The following is a 23,713-nucleotide window of genomic DNA, read 5'->3' as shown; positions in this document are numbered from 1 at the left end:
GGTTATGAAGAGAAATGGGTTTACCCTTGTAGAATTATTAGCAGCCCTGACAATAACGAGCGTAGTCCTCATACTTGCATACGCTATTTTTCATAGCGGGATCAAACAGGGAGACACGAGTAAAAAGGAAGCATTCCTTCAGCAGGAAGCCGAGCTTATTGCCGAAGCAATCCGTAACAAGCATTTGAAAAATCCTGCTTATCAATTAGAAATAAAAGCGGATGAGGTAGTAATTGATGGAATGACGATTTCAAAAAACTATCGCTATCTAGCTAACATAGTCTATGAAAATCATCCTTATACAAGTGAACCATTACTAATTGACTCTAATCTGCCTCTTGAAATTACTTTGAAGATAGAAAAAGGAGATCAATCCTATACATTAAGAACGATATTTGCAAGGGGAATTTCGGATGAGTAAGAACGAACAAGGGTCTGTATTGCTAATCGTATTGCTGATGATGACTGTCTTTTCAATTATCGGAATTACATTAATGGGAATGGAAGCCAATAATGCGAAACAAATAGCATATACCGGAAGTGGGATAAAAGCGACAAATCTTGCGGAAATGGGGGTAGCCCATATGAAACGTGCGACGGCTGCTATTTTAGCTGAAAATAAGGAGGCATCCTTATCGGATACGGAAAAGCTGCTACAAACTGCACTTCCGTCAGGGATTGCTTTCCCAATAAACAAGGATAGTTCGTACCCATTATACAAAATGGAAGATGTGGATATTTTAGCTACTAACAATGAGGAGCAAGAGGTAATAAAGATTGTTTTTACTTCCATTGGGATTGCCGAAGACTATCAAGAAAGGAGAATAAATGCGGAGTTAAAGATCGCACGAGGAGAAGGGAATGGCGAATTCCCCGAGCCGGACAAGGGAATGGAAGTGAGCGAGGAAGATGAAATTACTTCCAATGGTCCTTTTTTAACACCTATTCTGTATGATTCTCATCTGACGATTTCCTCTAACCATAATCCGGTCTTTGAAAAGGACATTTATTTTAAGAATGGTTTAACCGCGCGTGCGAATACGGAAGTGGCATTTGAGAGCAACCTATATCTCAAAGGAGAGTCCTTTATTGAAAGCAATAGCAATATCGTTGTTTACGGGGATGCATATATAGAAAACATGGACGTAAAACAGAATCCTTCAGGCAAAGGGAATCAAGGGCTTCTTTGTGTCGAAGGAACTGTAAGACTTTATGGCGATATCGAGAGTACGGTTACTATTACTTCACAAAGTTGCGAAACGATCACATCCGCGAAGCATTATAGTGGAATTTATGCAAAGGAAGTTGTAAAACCCTCCGAGGAATCCGACACGGAGAAATGGGAAGTAAATACCCTGAAACTTGAGGCATCATACCGATAATTCTAAAATGGAGTCTGGTGGAATGTTATGAAAGCTAATCAAAAGGGAGGTTTGTCAATGGGCAAGTTTAGGAGGTATACATTCACACTGGCATTAACCATTGCCTCGCTATTAACCATTGCTTTCTCCCAGTGGTCACCTGTTGTTCTCAGCTCGGTTGCTGAAAAGAATACTTCTCAGGATATTTTGCCAAAAGAAGAGCCCGTTGTCGTTGCCACTGCTACGAGACAGTTAGGGGAAGAGTATGCGGATACGGAAAAATTCGTACAAGCATTTTCTCAGCTGCCGATCGAGCCGCTGACAAGCTTTTCAATGAAAAAATTCATAGAAGAAAAAAAGCTGACTGAACTATCATCCGAGCAGATTAGCATCGTTTCATCAGCTCTTTTCGAGGCATTATTAGCAACCAATTTTATCATATCCGAAAGAAATATTGGAAGTGAACTTCCAAAAAACACTCAACTCGGTCTTGAAGCGAAAGTCGATTTTAGCAAGAACATGGACTTTTCATTTTATAATCCAAATAAGCATCCATACGATATGAAACTATCAATGAACAAGAGGGAATTAGAAATTTCGATTATCGGTATCCCCTTTTCTCACAAATACGAGGCAAATCTTACGGAAAAGCAAGAATTTAAGCCGAGAACAATCAAGCGTTACACACCTCTGTTGCAGCCTGGTCAGAAATACGTAGAAACCGAGGGGAAGCCCGGCTTTCTGATCAAAGTGTATCGCGAATCTATTTCAGCTACGGGGGAATGGATGGAATCAGAATGGATAGCGGAAGATTTTTATCAGCCTAGTTATCGAGTTGAACTCATTGGAATCGTTCCGAGTAGTAGTCCACTGCCACCACAACAGGGAACCTTGGGGACGGAATCGATGGCTAATCCGGACACGAATGGTAGTTCCGTGAGTGAAACTCCCACTGCAAGTACAGAGAACCTGGCACCTGCACCAAATGAACAAAACCCTCAACAAGATCCTGGGCAAGGAACAGATGGCAGTGTGGAAGATAGATTGTGGGGGAAACCGAATGAAGTACCCAAATAATCAGGAGGCAAACAGATGAAACAAACTCGCAGAAGACTTGGAGACTTATTGATTGAATCTGGGCTGCTAACGGAAGAACAACTGCAAATCACTCTACAGGATAAACCAGCAGAACAGAAGTTGGGGGATGCTCTGCTGCATCGAGGTTATATAACAGAGCAGCAATTAATTGAGGTGCTGGAATTTCAACTGGGAATCCCGCATATTAGCTTATACCGATATCCATTTGATACAAGTTTATTTAATCTTATTTCTAAGGAAACAGCGAAGCGCAATTTGGTTATTCCTCTAAAAAAAGACGGAGATAAACTTTATGTTGCGATGGCAGATCCGATGGACTTTTTCACGATTGATGATTTGCGCTTATCAACCGGCTTCCATATAGAGACAGCAATTGCGACTAAGGATGATATCATACGGGCGATAAATAAATTCTATGATATCGATGAAGATTTTGAAGAATTATTCGGACAAGAATATGCGATGAAACCGGTGAAAGAAGAAAAGGCAACAGATGCAGACTCGCCAATTGTCAGGCTTGTTAATCAATTGCTATCAAATGCAGGGGCAAATAAAGCGAGCGATATCCATATCGATCCCCAGGAAACAAAGGTAGTAGTTCGTTATAGGATCGATGGCATGCTGCGAATAGAAAGAGTCCTTCCTAAACATTTGCAGAATGTATTAACAGCTAGATTGAAAATTATGGCTAATTTGGATATAACGGAAAACCGAGTGCCGCAGGATGGCCGGTTTAAAGTCAACCTTGACTTTCATCCAGTCGACTTGAGGGTATCCACCATTCCAACTGTTTATGGAGAAAAAATTGTGCTGCGCCTGCTTGATATGGGCAGCACCTTAAATGATTTGAACAAATTAGGGTTTCATCCTTTACATTTACAAAGATTCACTAGTATGATTTCCAGGCCAAATGGGATTGTTTTGATTACTGGACCAACAGGATCAGGGAAATCTTCGACTTTATATGCAGCTTTAAATAAATTGAACAGTGAAGAAGTAAATATCGTCACGATAGAGGATCCAGTTGAATACCAAATTGAAGGGATCAATCAAATACAAGTTAATCAGACCGTTGGGATGACGTTTGCAGCCGGTTTACGATCGATTCTTCGGCAGGATCCAAATATTATTATGGTCGGTGAAATACGGGATCGGGAAACAGCAGAGGTAGCAATAAGAGCTTCGTTGACTGGGCATTTGGTACTAAGTACTTTGCATACGAACGATGCTTTAACCTCCGTATCGAGGCTAATGGATATGGGGGTTGAGCCTTTCCTAGTCGCATCTTCTTTAAGCGGAGTTATTTCTCAGCGTCTCGTTCGAAAAGTCTGTCGAGATTGTGCCGAAGCGCATTCTCCTACAAAACGCGAACTGGATATTTTCGCGAAAAGAGGACTCGAAATTTCTACCGTATGGCGAGGAAGAGGCTGTGCTTCCTGCAATATGACCGGATATCGTGGCAGGCTGGCCGTCCATGAGGTTCTTGCGGTAAATGAAGAACTTCGAAAAGCAATTATGAATGAAGAAACGGTCACCAAACTTCATGAAATCGCCGTGAAAAATAAAACAATTTTCTTGCTTGATGATGGCTTATTGAAAGTAAAACAAGGATTGACTACCACTGAGGAAATTCTCCGAGTAGCCAGTATAGAATAGCGGGGGAGAGCGGATGAAAGATAAAATGGACCGACTGCTTCAAGCAGGCTTTGAGCTAAAAGCATCAGATATCCATATAACAGTAGGGGTTCCACCCGTTATGAGAGTGAATGGGGAGCTTAGAAAGTATGGCAACGAATCGCTTCTTCCAGAAGAAACCGAGGCAATGGCAAAAGCGATCATTCCGGAAAAAATGTGGACAAAGTTTAAGGAACAAGGAGAGCTTGATTTTTCCTACGGAATCCCAGGTGTATCCCGCTTTCGAGTGAACACGTATCATCAAAGGGGCTGTGTTTCCATGGCCTTTCGAATCGTCCCTACAAGTATTCCAACGATCGAAGACCTTAAACTGCCGGAAATTCTGAAAAAGATTTCGGAAAAGCCACAAGGATTGATACTTGTAACGGGTCCTACCGGAAGCGGGAAGTCTACGACTCTTGCAGCAATGATCCGGCATATGAATGAAACAATGAAGAAGCACGTCATTACACTGGAAGACCCGATTGAATACTTACACAAGCATGGAAACTCGATTATCGATCAGCGCGAAGTAGGATTTGACACAAATAACTTTGCCAACGGATTGCGAGCCGCCCTCCGGCAGGATCCGGATGTCATTTTGGTAGGAGAAATGCGGGACTTAGAAACAATTCAAACAGCGATTACGGCGGCTGAAACTGGCCATCTTGTTTTCGGAACCTTGCATACCTCAAGTGCACCCGCTACAATCAATCGAATCATTGATGTCTTCCCGCCAACACAGCAGGCGCAGATTCGGATTCAGTTAGCTTCTGTTCTTGTTTCGGTAATTTCGCAGCGCTTATTTCCGACAATAGCAAAGCAAGGAAGGATCGGAGCAACAGAAATTCTGATTAATAACTCGGCAGTCGCCAATTTGATCCGGAATGAAAAAATCCATCAAATCATCAGCATCATGCAAACATCTCGCTCCTATGGCATGCATACCCTCGAAATGAATGTGAAGGAGCTTGTTCAAAAAGGAATAATAACTAGAGATTCTGCAGAACCATATCTTCAGGAAAACTATGGTATAAGTTATGGCTAGATTTCACTATACCGGCAGACACCGTTCAGGAAAGCGTTCGGGAACGATCTCCGCTGCGACTAAAAGGGAAGCGCTGGAAAAGTTGCGCACAGAGGGAATCAGAACGACTGAGATCCAAGAGGTCCAGGAATCGCTGTTGACAAAAGAAATAACGATTGGCAATCCAGTTAAACTGCAACATCTCGTCATTTACTTAAGACAGTTTGCTACCTTGCTGAAAGCAGGTGTCTCTGTTGTGGAATCGACAAAGATTCTTGCTGCCCAGACCGAGAGCAAAGCGCTAAAGAAAGCGCTTCTTGATATCGAACAAGAGCTGCGGGAAGGAAATCCGCTATCGTTTGCTGCGGCAAAGCATAGTAAAATCTTCTCAGCGATGTATATCAATATGATCAAAGCGGGAGAAGCTGGCGGCAATATGGATGAAACATTAGAAAGATTGGCGGTCCATTTTGAAAAACAACATCATACTAGAAAGAAAATCGTCGCCGCTTTAAGTTACCCGGCAGTTATCGGTGCACTGGCAATCATCGTCGTTATTTTCCTGCTGGTGGCAGTAGTACCCACCTTTGTTGACATGTTCTCCAATCTTGGCGGCGAGCTTCCGGGGATCACGAAATTCGTCCTCCATGTGAGTGCGTGGGTGCAATCGTTTTGGTGGCTACTTATTTTATTATCGTTGGCAATCACTCTGCTCTTCATGGTCCTGAAAAACAACCGACAGACAAAATACTATTTGGATTACGCATTGTTAAAAATTCCAATTTTCGGTAAACTGCTACAAAAAGGAGCGATAGCTAGATTCTCGCGGACGTTAAGTTCCTTGTTTGCAAGCTCTGTTCCCATCCTGCAGGCGCTTGCTATTGTCGAAAAGGTAGTTGAAAATGAAGTGCTGGCCAAGGTAATAAGAGAGTCTAGAGATTCTTTGGAAAAAGGGCAATCACTGACTGAAGCGATGAAAAATCACTGGGCTTTTCCTCCCCTTGTGACGCAAATGATTGCTATTGGGGAAGAAACTGGTTCTTTGGACGCTATGCTCAGTAAGATCGCCGACTTTTATGAGCAAGAAGTCGAACATAGCACAGATCAATTAAAATCACTAATTGAACCGCTCATGATCATTTTATTGGCGGCGCTGGTCGGCACAATTGTCACGGCCATCATGGTGCCAATGTTCGAGATTTTTAATCAAGTAGGCTGAAACGACAAATACAAACAAAATACAATATTTTTCATTCTATTTCTTAAAGGAATCCGTTATACTGATTGATAGATTCATATAGCCATTGTCATAGGGAAAAATACCTAAAAGGAGCGAGATTACATGCTAGAAAACATGAAAAAGAAGTGGAAAAGTCAAAGAGGATTTACATTGGTTGAGCTTTTAGGGGTAATTGTCATTTTGGGAATTATTTCTTCGATTGCTGTACCAAGTATTGGTGGAATTATCGAAAAGTCCAAAAAGGATGCCGCAGTCGCAGATGCATTGCAAATTATCAATGCTGCGAAATTAGCAAATGCAGCAAATGTACCAGACCCATGGGACGAAACGAAATTGGGAACCTATTTAACAAAATCAGGAGATCCTACATTCACTGTCACAATCGATGCTGATGGTAAATTCTCCATTGCAGGTCATGAGGCTGCTGCTGCTGCGGTGGGAGGCACAGATCCGATTACAGAGGCTGATTTAATTAATTTTGCAAATCCACCACAATAAAAAAGATGCAGATTCTTTTGTTCCTTTACGGTCTAGTATTGGGCTCTTTCTATAACGTAGTAGCCTTGCGTGTCCCAGACGGAAAGTCAATTGTTGCCCCGCGGTCTGCTTGTCCGAAGTGTGGTCATCGATTGACATTCTTAGAACTTATCCCGGTGTTTTCATATTTTATCCAGGGGGGGAAATGCCGCCAATGCAAGGCGCGCATTTCGCCCATTTATCCTTTTTTTGAGCTATTAACCGCTGCGCTGTTCGCGATCGCACCATTTAGCGTTGGCTGGAGTGGGGAGTTACTAATTGCTTTAACACTCATTTCTATGCTGGTTATTATTACCGTTTCCGATCTTGCCTATATGATCATTCCTGATCGAGTGCTGATTGTTTTTGCGGGTCTGTTTTTCTTTGAACGCCTTCTATTTCCTCTAGTTCCGTGGTGGGATTCACTCGCGGGTGCTGCTGCAGGCTTCTTTCTTTTACTAGCAATTGCTGTTGTCAGTAAGGGCGGAATGGGTGGAGGAGACATCAAGCTGTTTGCAGTTATCGGCTTCGCATTAGGAGTGAAACTGCTGCTGCTTTCCTTCTTCTTATCCACATTGTTTGGAGCGTTTTTCGGTGTCATTGGCCTTCTTCTTGGAGCTATTAAACGCAAACAAACAATTCCCTTCGGTCCATTTATTGCGTTAGGCTCACTTGTCGCTTACTTTTTCGGAGATTATTTGATCGTAGAGTATATGAGGCTGTTAACATCAGGATTATGATTGAAGGAGTTTTGAACATGGCTTTCTCCATCTTTACCGGTCGAAAAAAGGTAATGAATCTTGTTATCAATGACCATTCGATTCGGTATATTGAAGTAAAACAAAGAAACCCGATTGTTATAGCCGCCAAAGGAGAACGCCTTCTTCCAGCTGGGATTATTTCCGAAGGCAAAATTCAAGATATCGAAACTCTTTCGCTCATTTTAGATGAATGTATAGCGGATTGGGGGATAAAAAATAGGGAAGTGAGATTCCTTGTACCTGATTCGCTCGTGATCATCCGTAAAGTTTCCATTCCTGTTGATGTCAAAGAGGATGAGATTCACGGGTTTCTGTATCTCGAGTTTGGTTCAAGCATTCATTTGCCTTTTGATGAACCAGTGTTTGATACCGTACCGCTAAGTTTGGAGAAAAACAAAAGGGAGATCCTTTTGGTTGCAGCACCGGAAGAGTATGTTTTAGAATATACCAATCTTCTAAAAGGAGCATCACTTAAACCAGTGGCCGCAGATATTTCACCGCTCGCTTCGTATAGACTCTATCATTTTCTTGGTCTTGTAGAGGAAAAGGAAACGCTAATGACCATTCAATTTGATATTGGGGTGGTTAGTATGTGTATTTTTGAAGGGACATTCCCCATCTTCATGAGGCATATTCCGGTTGAGATCCAATCTAATTGGGAAGTCCAGTTAGGACGCGCGAAAACAGAGGAGATGTCCTTTGCGGGAAATGCGAACGAATTTGTGTTTCAATTCGAAGATATCTATAAAGAAATCGACAAATTGCTCGAATTTTATCGATATTCCCTTACCCACGGCAAAAACTCGATCACTAAAATTCTCGTCAATGGCGATCACCCTAGGATGACAACTATTATAAACGAAATGAGTAGACGGTTTGAAATCCAGGTGGCGACAATCGAAACAAGTCTTCCTGAAGCAGCTTTCGGAGTTTCGCGGGAATATCATCTGGCTTTAGGGCTTGGATTGAAAGAGGGATAACATGCTTGTAGACATTAATTTACTTCCCAAAAAAGAACATAAAGCGTCTTCCTCGTTTTCCATTGCCCTTATTTTCCTGTTTCTCCTCGCGCTTGTTTTCATTGGAGTATTTGTCCAGGTACGCGTAAATGAAACGTCCTTGAACAAAGTAAATCAGCAGATTCAATCTGTACAGCAATTAAATGCAGCCATACAGACCAAAATTACTGATCAAGCAAGCAGTGATTCTCCAAAAGGACTTCAAGAAGCTGTCACCTGGGCTGAAACTTCCACTCCCGATACAGTCAGATTGCTTAGGAGCCTGATTGCTTTGCTTCCAGAACAAGGCTTCATTCAATCACTTAATTATAATGGGGAGGGAATCGTCGGGGTAAAGGTTGAATTTGAATCTGCAAGAGAGGCTGCGTATTTTCTGAGTTCCCTCCAGCATTCCAAATGGGTCGATACTGCCTCGATTTTGACGGTTGAAGCAGTGAGAGAAGCTAGTAATTCGAATGAGATCATGCCGACTTATTATTCAGAATTCGAAATACACTTTAAGAGGGAATACTTTACAGAGGCATCCCAAAAAGTTGGAGGGAATGAATCATGAATCTCCAATTCTCAAAAAAAGAAATGATGATTCTGATTTTCGGCGCAGTCATCGTAATACTTTTGTATTGGCTACTCTCAGCCACCTATTTACAACCGCTCCAAGATAAGGTTATTCAGAAAGAACAGCTGCTTAAAACGGAGAAACAAATACAGGCTGCCTACGAGAAGAGAATGACTGCAGGGCCTTCAGGGGAAATAAAGAGTGTCGCGGAATTATATAAAATTATTCCGAAAGAACCGTTCACGGAACAATTGATCCTGAATTTTGAAAAAGCTGAAGTAGTTTCTGACAGTACCATTACCTTGATGAAGTTTGGGGAAAGCAGCAGTTCTCCCGACCAAAAGATAGCAGCGGTTTCGAATCTTCCATCCACTGATTCAAAATCTACTAATGGAATTAAGAAAGTACCAGACAGCTTGCCGACAGGCCTGCAAAAAACATTCGTAACCCTTTCAGTCGAAGCGAAAGGATATCAAGGTTTGGAGAAATTCATTCAGGCACTTGAAGAATCGAAAAGAGAAATCACGATAGAGACCATTGACTTCGAAGGGCCTAAGAAAGCAGATTATGTAACCAATTCAAAGGAAATCCTTTTGTCCACTATTACTGTTTCTGCTTTCTACCTTCCTGTGGAGAATGACAAAGGCGACAGAATGGAGATCGAAACCCCAGCCCCGGCTAATAAGCGCAATCCGTTTCCGACTTTTGACGGTTCAAATGGGAATTTGTTAGAGAAGGACCAATCAGCGGATGGGGCAGGCATGGCTGCTCAATAAATCTAGTGAAAAAATTGACGAAAGCATTCGATAACAAGACGACAAAAGTCTTGTTATTTTTTTTTGTCTGTGTGATAGGATGAAGCAATACAGGAACGGGCAGGGGGAGGTACAAGTTTTGGACAAACATGGAAAAACGATTACGATCAAGATTAATGGCAAGCACCAACCGGTTCAGGAAGTCAGCCAGAGTCAGCAACATGACAGTGAAAAAAAGAGGCAAACAGAAGATTGGACAGAAATTAGTAAAAAGGAAACAGAACGAAGTGGCAATGTTCCAATAAATGAACATCGTGAGGATCGGAGCAAAGTGTATCCGCTCGATAATGATGCAATGGTAAAGGAAACGGCTGCTGCTCAGGAAAAGACTGAGGATGATTTTGACTGGATTTTGCCTGATTCAGGCGAACAGCAGAGCGTGAAAGAATATAAATTCATCCCAAAGCAGCAAAAGAAAAAGAAGAGTCTGGGAATATCCGTTTGGAACACAAAAACAAAGCGAAGCAACTGGTTTTCCAAAACCATCATTGTGGCTGTTTTGTTGGCAGTATTGATCGGTACAGCATTTGGGGTTACGTTCCTTAAATTTGTCGCATCGGAACAGGGAACAACTGCTTCACCGGCTGCAAATCCACCACAAGCAGGTTCACAAGCAAAAGATCAGGCGAGCGGCGGACAAGAACTAGAGTTGAAACCGATCCCTGTGTTCATCGTTCAGAACGGTATTTTTACGACTGAGGATCGTGCGAAGGAACGAGTAAAGCTGCTTGCAGATCAGGGAATCGCAGCGGAACAGTTTTCTGTAAATGGCCAATTTGCTGTCTATTTACGTACAGCTGGCAGCATCGAGGAAGCGAAACAACAGGCAGATGAACTTAAGCTTCAAGGGCTGGAGGTTTTTGCAAAACCTTTTGAAATCTCTGGCGGAAAAGTCTCTGGAGTGAGTGCAGAGGAGGCGGCATTCCTTCAGCAGTCTTCAGAGATCTATCCGATCCTCATGAGCGGTTCGCAAGTGTCACCAGATGAAAGGAAGAAAGTAGAAGATTTCAACGCGCTGCACGGAACAATTGCAAATAGGTCCATAGAAGATAGGAACATCCAAAAAGCCATTGCTAGTATGGAAAAGGCAAGCGGATCATTCATTGGGTACCAGACAACAAAGGATGCGAATCAGCTTGCAGAAATGGAGAAAAGCCTCCTCTCCTTTCTAGCTGCCTATCAAGCGATTGGAAAGTAAAGAATAGTAGCAAAAAAAGCAAAAAAAGAATATTTTCCGGGAAATTGTACAAATTAACAGAGCCTTCGACATTTGTCGGCAAGCTCTGATTTTTTTTTGCGAATTGTTAGATAAGGATTGTCGCAAATGGTGAACTCTGATAGTATTAGCTTGTATCTCCCTTGATGCAATCCATAAAGAAAGGTGATGTTATGCAACGCCTCATTTTAGCCTCTTCTTCTCCACGGCGAAAAGAACTTCTTGAAAACCTCCGCTTGAAATTCGAAATCTCGAGCAGTGACGCAGATGAAAGTTTCAGTGAGAACTTGAGCCAATCTGAAGCAGTGATGGAGCTTGCTTCCAGAAAAGCGAAAATAGTAGCTCAGCAATTTCCAGATTGTTTCGTGATTGGTGCCGATACGGTCGTGGTCCATGATGGAATGATCCTTGGAAAACCTGTAAGCGGACAAGAAGCTTCAAAGATGCTTAAAAAACTGTCTGGAGATACTCATTCAGTTTTTACCGGAGTATCGATCATCTCCCCTGAGAAGGAAACGCGTTTTTATGAAAAAACAGATGTGACGTTCTGGGAATTGTCAGACGAAGAAATCGACACCTATATTAAGAGCGGTGAACCATTTGATAAGGCTGGCGGCTATGGGATTCAGGGATTCGGCAGCATGCTTGTCCAAGCAATCGATGGGGATTATTACACAGTTGTTGGACTTCCTGTATCAAGATTGATCAGGGAGTTAAGAAAAATCGGTTATAGCCTTCCTTATGAAAAGAAAACTACAGAAACTTCTTCTACACTTCCCTCGTCATAATCATGACTGGGAGGAAATTCTATTGTCTACACATTCATTAAAGATCAGAGATTACCCTCAAAATGAACGGCCTAGGGAGCGGTTTATTCAAAACGGTCCCCAAAGCCTTTCCAATCATGAATTGCTTGCGCTGTTATTAGGTACGGGGTCGCGTGAGGAATCAGTCCTCCAGCTTGCCAACCGGATGCTTTCTCAGTTTGAGGGGCTGCGTATGTTAAAGGATGCAACCCTTGAAGAGCTGACGCAAATGAAAGGGATTGGCCAAGCAAAAGCGATCCATGTTCTTGCTGCCGTTGAAATCGGCAGGCGCATTGCCAACCATACCCTCGATGAACGCTATGTCATCCGGTCGCCGGAGGACGGTGCAAAATACCTCATGAATGATATGCGCTTTTTAACACAAGAACATTTCGTCTGCCTGTATTTAAATACCAAAAATCAAGTAATCCACAAGCAGACCATTTTCATCGGAAGCCTTAACGCTTCGATCGTTCATCCTAGAGAGGTAGTGCGCCCATAAGGGCATTTAGAAAATCTGCTTTAGCAAAGCAGTAGGGAAATATCACACTCAAAGCCCTATCATCAGTCAACTTATCCGCGAGGGAAACGGAACGGGGAGTGTAGCATGTTGACAAAGCCATAAGTTGCCTAGTTACCAGGGTACGACTGAATGGCGAGATGAAAATTCATAGACAAGGATGAAAGCTGAATTGCCTGAATGATAGCTCAAGGAGGACCACGGGGACCTTCAGCGGGAGGTAGCGACACACGCTGTATGAAGTATGCATGCTCCTTATATACTTCGAGGAACATGAAGTGATACTACTTCGTCCAACTTCTATATGGAAGGAAGAGCGAAAGTCACATCCGAAACTATGAAATGCTATGTTTCTAAATGTCTAAATGGGGATTGCCTAAGTTGGAATGCCAAACAAAAGGCTATGACAAATGTGTCTAAATATCCAATATGGCAACGGAGCTCTCGTAGTAGTCCGAGATAGGGAAAGCCTATTACATGGCGAAGGAGAGTAGTTTATCAGTTTAATACAAAATTGGAAAGGAGCGAGAGGCTCTATGAGAAATCCAAAAGTAGTGTTAAACAGTCTAACTTCTAAAGCACAAAACGATACGTATATCTTCGAAAGATTGTATCGAAATCTATATAATATCGAGTTCTATCTAGAAGCCTATGCCAAACTTCACCCTAATAAAGGGAGCAACACAAAAGGTGTTAACAATGACATAATCGATGGTATGAGTTTAGAAAGAATCGAGCGTTTAATCGAAAAACTAAAGGAACAATCGTATCAACCACATCCAGCACGCAGAACATATCTCCCAAAGAAAAACAGTAAAACACGACCTTTTGGTATTCCGACTTTTGAGGATAAACTAGTGCAAGAGGTTGTTCGGCGAATTTTAGAAAGTATCTACGAACCTCAATTTTTAAATCATTCACATGGTTTTCGACCAAATCGTAGCTGTCACACTGCCTTAAAAGAAATACGCAATACTTTTACGGGTACGAGATGGTTTATTGAAGGGGACATAAAAGGTTTCTTTGATAACATCGACCATCATGTATTAGTTGGACTTTTACGAAAGCGCATTAGGGATGAAAAATTAATTAATTTAATTTGGAAATTCTTAAGAGCAGGTTATGTAGAAGATTGGACTTTTCATAAAACCTACAGCGGGACACCACAAGGTGGAATCATTAGTCCGTTACTTTCAAATATTTATTTGCATGAATTAGATAAATATGCTGAAGGATATGCGGAATCCTTTAAGAAAGGTGAAAAACGTAGGGATAATCTTGTTTATCATAACCTAGCATTAAAAATTAACCACTGTAAAAGTAAAAATAAACGTGATTGGGAGCGACTAACCAAAGAAGAAAAAGCTGAAAGGCTTGGAGAATTAAAAGCTCTGTACAAAAAACTGCAAAGCTATGATAGCAAAGACCTTTTTGACCCAAACTATCGTCGAATGAAATATGTAAGGTACGCGGATGGTTTTATGATCGGTGTCATTGGTAGTAAAAGGGAAGCTGAACAAATCAAAATAGATGTAACAGAGTACCTTGCCGAAAAGCTCAAATTGGAATTAAGTGCTGAGAAAACGTTGATAACACATAGTGAGAAAAACGCTAGATTTTTAGGATACGATATACGAGTAGTAAGAGATTGGCACAGACTGAAAATGTCAAATGGCACAAAGAAACGAAAGTGTACCTATCAAACAAAACTATTCGTTCCTCATGAAAAATACATCAAAAAACTCATCGATTTAGGTGCATTGAAAATTGGCAGTAACAATGGCTGGAAACCTGTTCATCGTCCCTATCTAGTGCATGATGATGACCTTGAAATTCTTCGTACGTATAATGCGGAGATTGTCGGATTATATAATTACTATCGCCTAGCAAGTAATGCTTATGTCCTTCAGTCTTTTAGGCAAACAATGAAATACAGCATGATTAAAACGTATGCCAATAAATACAAAAGTACCGTTAGTAAAATCATTGCAAAATTTAAAATTAACGGGAAATTAGGGATACGTTATATAACGAAGGATGGTCCTGAAATTGCCTTTTTTACGGAACAACGAATGGAAAAGAACTCGGAAATCAAAAAACAGTCAATGGATATAATCGAAAATACAATCGTTTGCGGTGGCAGTATGAAATGCCACCATGACTTACACAATGGAAAGTTAGATTGATAAATGGAAAGCCGTATACTCTGAGAGGAGTACGTACGGTTTGGAGGGAAGTGCTTGGAAACCTACTTAAGTAATTAAGCAAGGCGCTGGGTACTTACCCTACTACAAAGAGGCGGTTCGCAGGTCGGCTGCTTCCGTCATTTGCGTCCATAATCATCCATCAGGAGTGCGCCTGCAAGGTGCGTAATTTTAGTGGTTTCTCAGAAATCTAGAACTCCTTACAGTGTTCTATGGTCAGCATCTTACCTTAAGGGGAAACCCACAGAGGGAAAAGAGCATGATGTGAAAAGGAGAAAAGACGGCAAATCTATCGAACGTCGAGTCAGTTCTTCAGACCAAGTGATGTACGGTAAAAGCTATACTGCTTGAATCCTAGACGAATGAGCGATGGGTGCGCCACTGTCTACGATAGATAATAGGCAATGAGGACAAAATGGGAGACGTATCTCCAGAGCGTCTATTGGAAATCTCTTTCCTGTCCATAGTAAGGTTTGTCCTTCAATCCTCAAACTAGAGGAAACCGTCAAAAGGGATACCTAACCATCACGTATCTAAAATTATGTCATAATGCAGGGATTACCTAAGTGCAAATGCCATTTGGCTATTAGACATTAGTCTATGAAATAGACATTGGTCTATGAAATAGACCTTGGTCTATGAAAATTGCATATGGTAACGGAGTCTCCATAGTACCCAACGTTTGCTTGTAATGAGTTTAGCAGGGGGAAGGGAGACAGGTTGATGTTAACGTCAATGAGAAAGGAGTCATGAATATGGCAACAAATCCATTTCATCAGTTGGACGTTATAAGGAATGCTTCTCAAAAAGGAAACATCATTACGGATTGTTATCGTCTCATGTATAACAAAGAATTGTGGATGAAAGCATATGCAAAACTATATCCGAATGCTGCGAATCTAACAAAAGGAACGTCTGAAGTAATAATCGATGGTTTAAGTTTGCAAAAGATGGATGAAACCATTGAAAAACTCAAAAATGGGACGTTTCGCTTTGCACCTGTAAGAAGAGTTTGTATTCCAAAGGCAAATGGTAAAAAGAGACAGGTAGGAGTTCCCAACTTTAAAGATAAGTTAGTACAGGAAGTAATGAGGATGATATTGGCAAACGTCTACGAACCTATCCTCTCCAATCATTCACATGGATTCAGAGAGGGACGAAGTTGTCATACAGCATTGTCCCAAATTAAAAACACGTGGAAAGGGTTAACATGGTGTATTGAAGGAGACTTAAAAGGCTGCTTCGACCATATGGACCATTCTGTACTAGTAAATCTTATTTCTAAAAGAATCGATGACCATCGTTTTCTTCTACTTATTCACAATGCACTTACAAGTGGTGTCATCGAAACTAGCACATATCATAATACCGACAGCGGTACACCACAGGCCGGTAGGATCTCCCCTCTATTAGCCAATATCTATCTTCATGAATTCGACCTTTTTGTGGAAAAGCAAATGGAGAATTTCGATAAAATAACGGACCCTATGGATAAGATCGATCAGAGAATGAAATATGTCCGTTATGCAGATATCTTTGTAATAGGGATAGCAGGTTGCAAAGATAGTGCGATCAATGTGAAGGGATGGATAAAGGATTTCCTTGAACAAAAACTCCACCTTGAATTAAGGGAAGAAAAAGCACTTATTACTCACTTGGAAAATCCAATTCCTTTTCTTGGATACGAATTTCGTAAATGGGATGAAAGGAAGGGAACCAGGGTCTCGTATAAAAGCCATAAACAACCAATGAGAAAGACAACTCTTTCAGGAGCAATTAAGTTGGAAATTCCGGAAAAGAAAATCAAGGATTTTGCCATTGCAAACGGATATGGGAATCTAGACAATTTTAAAAGTATGCATCGAGCCAATCTTATGAACCATTCCGAATTAGAAATTTTGTATACCTACAACGCTGAACTAAGAGGAATTGCCAATTACTACAAGCTGGCAAATAATTATCACCATCTCGATAAGTTATTTTACCTAGCAGAAAGTAGTTTCCTCAAAACCATTGCTAAAAAACGAAGAAGTACATCTAGGAAGGTCGCCTCAAGCATGAGAACACACAAACAAGGAGCTTTATGTTTAGTTAGAAAAGATAAACATGGCAACGATAAACTCCATCAGTTGGTGAAGCTCAAAGACATGCCTAAACATCATGGGGCAATCAAAGTGGATGAGTATGAGATTTACAATAGAACAGACTTTAAAAAACGTTTATTAGCAAAAGCGTGTGGTACAATAGAAGGTCAGAAGGGTCCATCACATTAAATCAAACTTAACCGGGACAAATAATGATTCAACGGAACCGAAAGACAATTGTCCTTGTGTTTAAGTGCGATCATGACCACGATGAGAAGCATATTCCGATTAGTCAATTGGCGAGCCGTATACGCTGAAAGGTGTACGTACGGTTCTGAGGGGGGGAGTGTGAAATCTGCTTGCGTGACCAAGTAAGGCGCATGCTCTCTACCCTACGATCCAACCCCGAGCAGGGAAGATATCGAGGTTACCAAACGGCTTAGTGAGTCAGGGAAAATTGTTGGAATTGAATTGCTAGACCATTTGATTATTGGAGAAAATAAATATATAAGCTTGAAGGAAAAAGGGTATGTATGATACTAGGATTTTGATAAACGTTACGTTATAATTTAATTTATGATTTTTGCGGACGAGCATAAGCCTTTTCCGGAAATTTTGACTAGGAACATTCAACTAATTTTAGGATAGATTGCCTGTTCTTTTATTGCATTTTTTGTTAAGAAAGGGAGATACAACAATGTTTGGGATTGGAACAAGAGACCTGGGAATCGACCTTGGTACTGCGAATACACTTGTTTTTGTAAAAGGAAAAGGGATTGTTTTAAGAGAGCCGTCCGTTGTGGCTCTGCAGACAGATACTAAAAATATCGTTGCGGTTGGAAATGACGCGAAGAATATGATTGGACGTACGCCTGGAAATGTAGTCGCATTAAGGCCAATGAAGGACGGCGTCATCGCGGATTATGAAACAACCGCGACAATGATGAAGTACTATATTAAGCAGGCGACGAAAAACAAAAGTTGGTTTGCTGGCAAGCCTTATGTCATGATCTGTGTTCCATCTGGCATCACTGCGGTAGAAGAGCGCGCTGTAATCGACGCGACGCGACAGGCTGGCGCAAGGGACGCTTTCACGATTGAGGAACCGTTTGCCGCGGCAATCGGTGCTAACCTTCCGGTTTGGGAACCAACAGGAAGTATGGTAGTCGATATTGGAGGCGGAACAACAGAGGTTGCCATCATTTCTCTCGGCGGCATTGTAACATCACAGTCAATCCGGATTGCCGGAGACGAAATGGATGAAGCCATCATTAATTACATCCGCAAAACGTACAATCTGATGATCGGAGAAAGAACGTCAGAAGCAATCAAGATGGAAATTGGTTCAGCAGGCAACGCGGAAGGAATTGCAAATATGGACATTCGCGGCCGGGATTTGCTGACCGGTTTGCCGAAAACGATTGAAATCACTGCGGAAGAAATCGCCAAAGCGCTACGTGATACGGTCTATGCAATTGTCGATGCAGTCAAGCTGACGCTGGAAAAAACTCCGCCGGAACTTGCCTCCGATATTATGGATCGTGGGATTGTCTTAACAGGAGGAGGCGCGCTGCTGCGCAACCTCGATAAAGTCATCGGCGAAGAAACGAAGATGCCAGTGTTGATTGCTGAAGATCCACTGGATTGTGTCGCCGCCGGAACAGGCAAGGCATTGGATCATATCGATTTATTCAAGAACAAAGCAAGAGAATCAAGATAATCAACAAGGGAAGCGGAATTCATCCACTTCCCTCAACTACTGTCATCCATATTTTTAGATAAGAGGTGTGAATCATGCCACAGTTCTTTTTTAATAAACGCCTGATAATGCTGTTAGTAAGCATTATTGTCCTCGTGGCATTGATTGGGTTTTCTTTAAGGGAAAGAGAACGATTGACATGGCCGGAGCAGTTTGTCAAAGACTCGACCAGCTGGGTGCAATCCATTGTATCCAGGCCGGCTAATTATGCTGCAGGCATCATTGAAAACCTTCAAGACTTGCAAAATACATATCAAGAAAATAAAGAATTGAAGAAACGCGTCGATGACATTGCCCGACTGGAAGCGAAGGTATACTCCCTTGAAAAGGAAAACGGGGAGCTTCAGGAGATTTTAGGTAAAAAAGAGTCACTTGCAGACTATGAACCAATCCAGGCGGTCAGAATTGCCAGAAGCCCTGAAAGATGGAATGAATTGATTATCATCAATAAAGGTGCGACCAATGGCGTGGAAAAAAATATGGCTGTCATCACGGCGAAAGGGCTGATTGGGAAGGTAAAGAACACGACGCCATTTTCAGCCACAGTCCAATTGATCAGCTCGATTGACCCGACAAATCGAATTTCGGCCATTCTTCAAGCTGATAAGCCGCTATACGGTACCATTGAAGGATACGACAAGAAAAAAGAGCTTCTGTTACTGAAAGGGCTGCCGTTCGATGCCAAGATTGAGAAAGGACAAAACGTCGTTACGACAGGAATGGGCGGCATTTTTCCAAAGGACCTGCCAATTGGCAAGGTTGTCGATGTTGTCCCTGATCAATTTGGCCTTAACCAAACAGCCTATATAAAACCGCAAGCGGATTTATATGATTTGGAACATGTCATGGTTGTCAAGAAATCCATGATCTCTGTAGACATCGAGGAAAGCTTGAAAGATAGCAAAAGTCAGGAGGGCGGCAAATGATCCGTCTCCTGCTCCCTGCGCTTTTCGTTTTCTTATTCATTCTGGAGAGTTTATTTGTCGAGCTGCTGCCTGCTGAATTATTTCATAGCGACCGTATTCTTGTGCCGCATTTCCTGATGGCTGGGATATTGTTTTTGACCGCATATTTAAGTCCCAAGCACGGAATTCTGTATGGATTTATTTTCGGACTGCTGTTTGATCTTGTCTACACAGAAATCATCGGGATATACTTGTTCATGTTCCCAGTCATTGCTTATTTGTTCGCACACATGATCAAAATCCTTCAAACGAATGTACTCGTTGTTTCGATCCTGACTCTTTTCGGGATCGCATTATTGGAACTCGGAGTCTATGAAATGATGTTGTTAATAAACATTACCGATTTGGACTTTTTGACCTATGTTAAAATAAGACTAGTTCCGACGATAATTTTGAATCTGGCTTTTATCATTCTTGCTGCTTATCCGTTTAAAAAGCAATTCGAAACCATCGCAGACAGGCTTAGTCATGATTAATGTACCTGCACGATCTTCAAAAAGGGTGCAAAGGTTTTTTTGACAAAGCATTTGCGGATAGAAATAAAGGAAATTAGCGGACAATTGTCGAATTCCTTGCAGATAACCATGCAAAATTATTGTGAAGTTTTTACAAGTTTTTCTTTAAAACTTAGATTAGTGTTTAGCCCAGCGCCCAGTTACTCGGAAGGCTTTCGTTCGACTAATAAATTCCCCGCAGCAGCACAAAATGTAGTTGGCGGGCAACGCTTTTCGTTTGAGGTGAACATCCGGTATGAAGAAAACACAAAATGTGATAATTAAAGGAACAAAAGATGGTCTTACGCTCCATTTGGATGACATTTGCTCTTATGATGATTTAAAACAAGAAGTAGAGCGAAAATTATCCAGTTCCACTCTTTTCCAGGAGGAGCAACAGTTGCTTTCTGTTAAGGTAAAGGTTGGGAATAGATTCCTTACTAACGAACAGGAAGAAGAGCTGAAAGATTTGATCCGGCAAAAGCGGAATTTGATCGTTGAGGACATTGAAACGAACGTCATTTCCAGGAAAGAAGCTGAAAAACGTTGCCGGGAAACGGAAATTGTTCCTGTTGCCAAGGTGATTCGATCGGGTCAGGTACTAGAAATTGCGGGAGACTTGCTGCTCATTGGCGATGTGAATCCAGGTGGAACAGTAAGGGCTACCGGAAATATTTTTGTGATGGGTTATTTAAGAGGAATAGCACATGCTGGTTCTGCTGGGAATGCGGAGGCGGTGATCGCTGCATCTGTAATGAAGCCTTCCCAGTTAAGAATCAGCAACTGCATTAACCGGGCTCCCGACGAGATGCCAGAGAACGAGAGTCGTTCAATGGAATGTGCGTACATATCAGAATCACAACAAATCGCCGTTGATAGATTGCAAGTTTTAATGAAAAAAAGACCTAATTTAACTAGATTCGAAGGAGGCCTTTAAAAGTGGGAGAAGCGATTGTAGTTACATCCGGAAAAGGCGGGGTCGGTAAAACGACCACTTCTGCCAATATAGGTACAGCTTTGGCTCTGCAAGGCAAAAGAGTCTGTCTCGTTGACACAGATATTGGCTTGCGTAACCTAGACGTAGTGATGGGACTTGAAAACCGCATTATTTATGATCTTGTTGATGTCATTGAGGGAAGATGCAAAATCCATCAGGCACTTGTAAAAGATAAGCGCTTCGATGATCACCTTTATTTGCTTCCGGCTGCCCAGACGAGCGACAAAACAGCAGTTCAACCTGAACAAATGAGGAAATTGGTCAATGAACTGAAGCAGGATTATGATTATATCATTATCGACTGTCCTGCAGGAATTGAGCAAGGCTACAAAAATGCAGTTGCCGGTGCAGACAAGGCAATCGTTGTCACTACACCGGAGACTTCCGCTGTAAGAGATGCTGACAGAATTATCGGCCTGCTGGAAAAAGAAGAAAATGTGGAATCGCCAAAATTGGTAATCAACAGAATCCGCAGCCATATGATGAAAAATGGCGATATGCTCGATATTGATGAAATTACCACACATTTATCGATCGATTTGATCGGAATTGTTTTGGATGACGATGAAGTTATCAAAGCGTCCAATCACGGCGAGCCAATTGTGCTGAACCCAAACAGCAAAGCTTCCATCGCTTACAGAAACATTGCCCGAAGAATACTTGGCGAATCCGTTCCGTTGCAGCTGCTCGATACAGAGAGCAAGGGCGTCTTTTCGAAGATTAAAAAATTCTTTGGTGTGCGCTAAACAAAGCACCTGCTTCTTGTCTATGACGGGAAAGCAGGTGCTTTGTTTTTTTTATAGAATAAGAAGGAATAAATTTCTTCTGTAAACCTAGCCATTTTGGTACTATGCCCCGAAATTGTCATACTCTAGTCGGACAGGTCATAGAATTGTACTAATATGGAGTACAAGGGGTTAGGTGGGATGAAATGAACTCGAGAGCGGACGATATACGGAGAAGGATGATGAAGCGGAAACGGGAGCGAGAAAGGGTGGAAAAGCTGGACCCTAACCGGTTATTTTCGACCGACGAAGAACGGCATGGTTTTGACAGGCTGCCATCCTATGATATTGGGCCAAATGGAGGGGGCCATCCGTTATTTAAGAAGGAAGTGTTTTTGTTCAAGGTGCTAGCATCTGCCTGTCTGGTGTTGATTGTGGCAATTATAGACCGGAGTCCTTCGGAAAAAGCGGCGCCAATCCAGCAATATGTCCAGCATACGATGGAGCAGGAGTTTCAATTTGCGGCTGTTTCAGCCTGGTATGAAGACAAATTTGGCAAGCCGCTGGCACTTCTTCCGGCTAAAAATACCGAAGCAGACAGCAGGAAGGAAATAGCTGCGGGAAGTGAATACGCTCTACCTGCTTCTGGAAAAATTCTTGAAGATTTTGGCGACAATGGACAAAGGATCACGATTGAAACAGGAAAAGGTGCAGATGTTGAGGCGATGAATGAAGGACTTGTCCATTTCGTCGGCATAAAAGACGGGTTTGGGAAGACGGTGATTGTCCAACATGGCGATAAAAGTGAAACATGGTACGGTAATCTCGACATGATCGACGTGAAACTTTATGAATATATATCCAAAGGGACCAAGGTTGGAACGGCGATGGATAGCGAGGACGGTTTGAAAGGGTCCTTTTATTTCGCGATTAAAAAAGGGAATGATTTCGTCGATCCCGTCCAGGTGATTAAGTTTGAATAAACTGTTTGAATTAGTGCGAAAACTGCAAATCCATCCGTTGCTTTGGGTTGTCATCGCGCTTGCTATTGCGACCGCGCATTTCATAGAATTGATGATGTTGCTGCTGATTATTTTTGTTCATGAAATGGGACATGGTGCTGCAGCTTCTTTTTTTTCGTGGAGAATCAAGAAAATCGCATTGTTGCCCTTTGGCGGTGTCGCAGAAGTAGATGAGCATGGGAATAGGCCGCTTAAGGAAGAGCTGATCGTTGTGCTTGCAGGGCCGTTACAGCATGTCTGGATGATGGGGCTTGCCTATTTGCTCTTCATCACAGGGACTTTTCCTGAAAAATGGCATTCGCTGTTCGTGGGCTATAATTGGATGGTCCTCGTGTTTAACCTTCTTCCGATTTGGCCGCTAGATGGCGGAAAGTTGCTGTTCATTCTCCTATCGATGAACACACCGTTTCAAAAAGCCCATCTACTTACATTATATGCTTCAGCTGGGGGTCTGCTGATTTTTTCTGGTATCCTGCTGTTCATCGCACCACTAACCTTGAATGTATGGATCATCATTGGTTTCCTGGCAGTATCGCTTTATTTTGAATGGAAGCAGCGGCAGTTTGCGTTCATGCGCTTCCTGATGGAACGATATTACGGAAAGCGAGTTGATTTGCGCGAACTAAGACCAATCAATACTAGCGAAAATGAAATGATCGGTCACGTGCTGCAAAGATTCCAGCGCGGCTGTAAGCATCCAATTATCGTCAAAAAACAGAATGGCGAAGAAAGAATGATAGACGAAAATGAATTGCTTCACGCTTTCTTCAGCGAAAAAATATTTACCGCTAAAATAGGAGATTTGCTTTATCCTTATTAAAATAGGATAATAAATGCAGCGTGAATGGCACTTC

Annotated in this window: 22 protein-coding genes and 3 pseudogenes; all 25 read left to right on the top strand. The window is 42.0% G+C overall.

From position 1 onward, the window contains the following. Window positions 1–4: 4 nt before the first annotated feature. The 25 genes and pseudogenes from UB32_RS19005 (at window position 5) to UB32_RS08710 (ending at window position 23,679) form a co-directional block, all read left to right on the top strand. Complete coding sequence (locus tag UB32_RS19005) at window positions 5–421, top strand: PilW family protein (protein ID WP_052806995.1); 417 nt, start codon at window positions 5–7, stop codon at window positions 419–421. After that, window positions 414–1,382: a pilus assembly PilX N-terminal domain-containing protein gene (locus UB32_RS08815; protein ID WP_044392982.1), complete on the top strand. Its 969-nt coding sequence runs from the start codon at window positions 414–416 to the stop codon at window positions 1,380–1,382. The genes UB32_RS19005 and UB32_RS08815 overlap by 8 nt, the downstream gene beginning before the upstream one ends. 57 nt (window positions 1,383–1,439) lie before the next feature. Next, window positions 1,440–2,438, top strand: a complete 999-nt coding sequence (locus UB32_RS08810; RefSeq protein ID WP_044392981.1) for a VanW family protein — start codon at window positions 1,440–1,442, stop codon at window positions 2,436–2,438. Window positions 2,439–2,453: 15 nt separating this feature from the next. After that, window positions 2,454–4,115, top strand: coding sequence for a GspE/PulE family protein (locus UB32_RS08805; RefSeq protein WP_044392980.1), 1,662 nt, complete (start codon window positions 2,454–2,456; stop codon window positions 4,113–4,115). A 13-nt stretch (window positions 4,116–4,128) separates the two neighbouring features. Continuing rightward, window positions 4,129–5,181, top strand: coding sequence for a type IV pilus twitching motility protein PilT (locus tag UB32_RS08800; RefSeq protein ID WP_044392979.1), 1,053 nt, complete (start codon window positions 4,129–4,131; stop codon window positions 5,179–5,181). Next, entirely contained in the window at window positions 5,174–6,379 is a 1,206-nt protein-coding gene (locus UB32_RS08795) for a type II secretion system F family protein (protein WP_044392978.1), read from the top strand. Before UB32_RS08800 ends, UB32_RS08795 begins: the two co-directional genes overlap by 8 nt. A 123-nt stretch (window positions 6,380–6,502) precedes the next feature. Further along, a complete protein-coding gene (locus UB32_RS08790) occupies window positions 6,503–6,898 on the top strand; it encodes a type IV pilin protein (protein ID WP_044392976.1) in 396 nt (131 codons plus the stop codon). A gap of 5 nt (window positions 6,899–6,903) precedes the next feature. Next, a complete protein-coding gene (locus tag UB32_RS08785; protein WP_044392974.1) occupies window positions 6,904–7,656 on the top strand; it encodes a prepilin peptidase in 753 nt (250 codons plus the stop codon). 17 nt (window positions 7,657–7,673) lie between these two features. Continuing rightward, window positions 7,674–8,657 (top strand): type IV pilus biogenesis protein PilM, encoded by a 984-nt coding sequence (gene pilM, locus UB32_RS08780; protein ID WP_052806994.1) that lies wholly within the window; start codon window positions 7,674–7,676, stop codon window positions 8,655–8,657. A 1-nt stretch (window position 8,658) separates the two neighbouring features. After that, window positions 8,659–9,249: a hypothetical protein gene (locus UB32_RS08775; RefSeq protein ID WP_044392972.1), complete on the top strand. Its 591-nt coding sequence runs from the start codon at window positions 8,659–8,661 to the stop codon at window positions 9,247–9,249. Beyond that, window positions 9,246–10,028 carry a hypothetical protein gene (locus UB32_RS08770; RefSeq protein ID WP_044392971.1) on the top strand — a complete coding sequence of 261 codons (783 nt, stop codon included), beginning with the start codon at window positions 9,246–9,248 and terminating at the stop codon, window positions 10,026–10,028. Before UB32_RS08775 ends, UB32_RS08770 begins: the two co-directional genes overlap by 4 nt. A gap of 118 nt (window positions 10,029–10,146) precedes the next feature. Next, complete coding sequence (locus tag UB32_RS08765) at window positions 10,147–11,265, top strand: SPOR domain-containing protein (RefSeq protein WP_044392969.1); 1,119 nt, start codon at window positions 10,147–10,149, stop codon at window positions 11,263–11,265. A gap of 191 nt (window positions 11,266–11,456) precedes the next feature. Next, window positions 11,457–12,071: a Maf family protein gene (locus tag UB32_RS08760; protein WP_044392967.1), complete on the top strand. Its 615-nt coding sequence runs from the start codon at window positions 11,457–11,459 to the stop codon at window positions 12,069–12,071. 22 nt (window positions 12,072–12,093) lie between these two features. Then, window positions 12,094–12,585, top strand: a pseudogene (locus UB32_RS08755) (JAB domain-containing protein); the annotation flags it as partial. 560 nt (window positions 12,586–13,145) lie between these two features. Further along, the gene (locus tag UB32_RS08750) at window positions 13,146–14,795 is read left to right on the top strand and encodes a reverse transcriptase domain-containing protein (RefSeq protein WP_084221774.1); all 1,650 of its coding nucleotides are present in this window, start codon (window positions 13,146–13,148) and stop codon (window positions 14,793–14,795) included. Between the two features lie 73 nt (window positions 14,796–14,868). Then, window positions 14,869–14,982 (top strand): JAB domain-containing protein, encoded by a 114-nt coding sequence (locus UB32_RS20770; RefSeq protein ID WP_336623593.1) that lies wholly within the window; start codon window positions 14,869–14,871, stop codon window positions 14,980–14,982. A 586-nt stretch (window positions 14,983–15,568) separates the two neighbouring features. Next, window positions 15,569–17,214: pseudogene (locus tag UB32_RS08745) on the top strand (reverse transcriptase domain-containing protein). A gap of 79 nt (window positions 17,215–17,293) precedes the next feature. Continuing rightward, window positions 17,294–17,434, top strand: a pseudogene (locus UB32_RS19395) (JAB domain-containing protein); the annotation flags it as partial. Window positions 17,435–17,594: 160 nt separating this feature from the next. Continuing rightward, complete coding sequence (locus tag UB32_RS08740) at window positions 17,595–18,617, top strand: rod shape-determining protein (RefSeq protein WP_044392964.1); 1,023 nt, start codon at window positions 17,595–17,597, stop codon at window positions 18,615–18,617. Window positions 18,618–18,691: 74 nt separating this feature from the next. Continuing rightward, entirely contained in the window at window positions 18,692–19,582 is an 891-nt protein-coding gene (gene mreC, locus UB32_RS08735; RefSeq protein WP_044392962.1) for a rod shape-determining protein MreC, read from the top strand. Then, a complete protein-coding gene (gene mreD / locus UB32_RS08730) occupies window positions 19,579–20,097 on the top strand; it encodes a rod shape-determining protein MreD (RefSeq protein WP_044392960.1) in 519 nt (172 codons plus the stop codon). The genes mreC and mreD overlap by 4 nt, the downstream gene beginning before the upstream one ends. A 274-nt stretch (window positions 20,098–20,371) precedes the next feature. Further along, entirely contained in the window at window positions 20,372–21,052 is a 681-nt protein-coding gene (minC, locus tag UB32_RS08725) for a septum site-determining protein MinC (RefSeq protein WP_044392958.1), read from the top strand. Window positions 21,053–21,054: 2 nt separating this feature from the next. Further along, window positions 21,055–21,858: a septum site-determining protein MinD gene (gene minD / locus UB32_RS08720; protein WP_044392956.1), complete on the top strand. Its 804-nt coding sequence runs from the start codon at window positions 21,055–21,057 to the stop codon at window positions 21,856–21,858. A 185-nt stretch (window positions 21,859–22,043) separates the two neighbouring features. Next, on the top strand, window positions 22,044–22,820 hold the full coding sequence (locus UB32_RS08715) for a M23 family metallopeptidase (protein ID WP_044392954.1): 777 nt from the start codon (window positions 22,044–22,046) through the stop codon (window positions 22,818–22,820). Beyond that, window positions 22,813–23,679: a M50 family metallopeptidase gene (locus UB32_RS08710; RefSeq protein ID WP_044392952.1), complete on the top strand. Its 867-nt coding sequence runs from the start codon at window positions 22,813–22,815 to the stop codon at window positions 23,677–23,679. The genes UB32_RS08715 and UB32_RS08710 overlap by 8 nt, the downstream gene beginning before the upstream one ends. Window positions 23,680–23,713 lie beyond the last annotated feature (34 nt).

The organism is Mesobacillus subterraneus (assembly GCF_000934845.1).
Classification (GTDB): domain Bacteria; phylum Bacillota; class Bacilli; order Bacillales; family Cytobacillaceae; genus Mesobacillus; species Mesobacillus stamsii.
The sequence above is the reverse complement of the archived record's forward strand: the minus strand, read 5'-3'. Positions and strand labels throughout refer to the sequence as shown.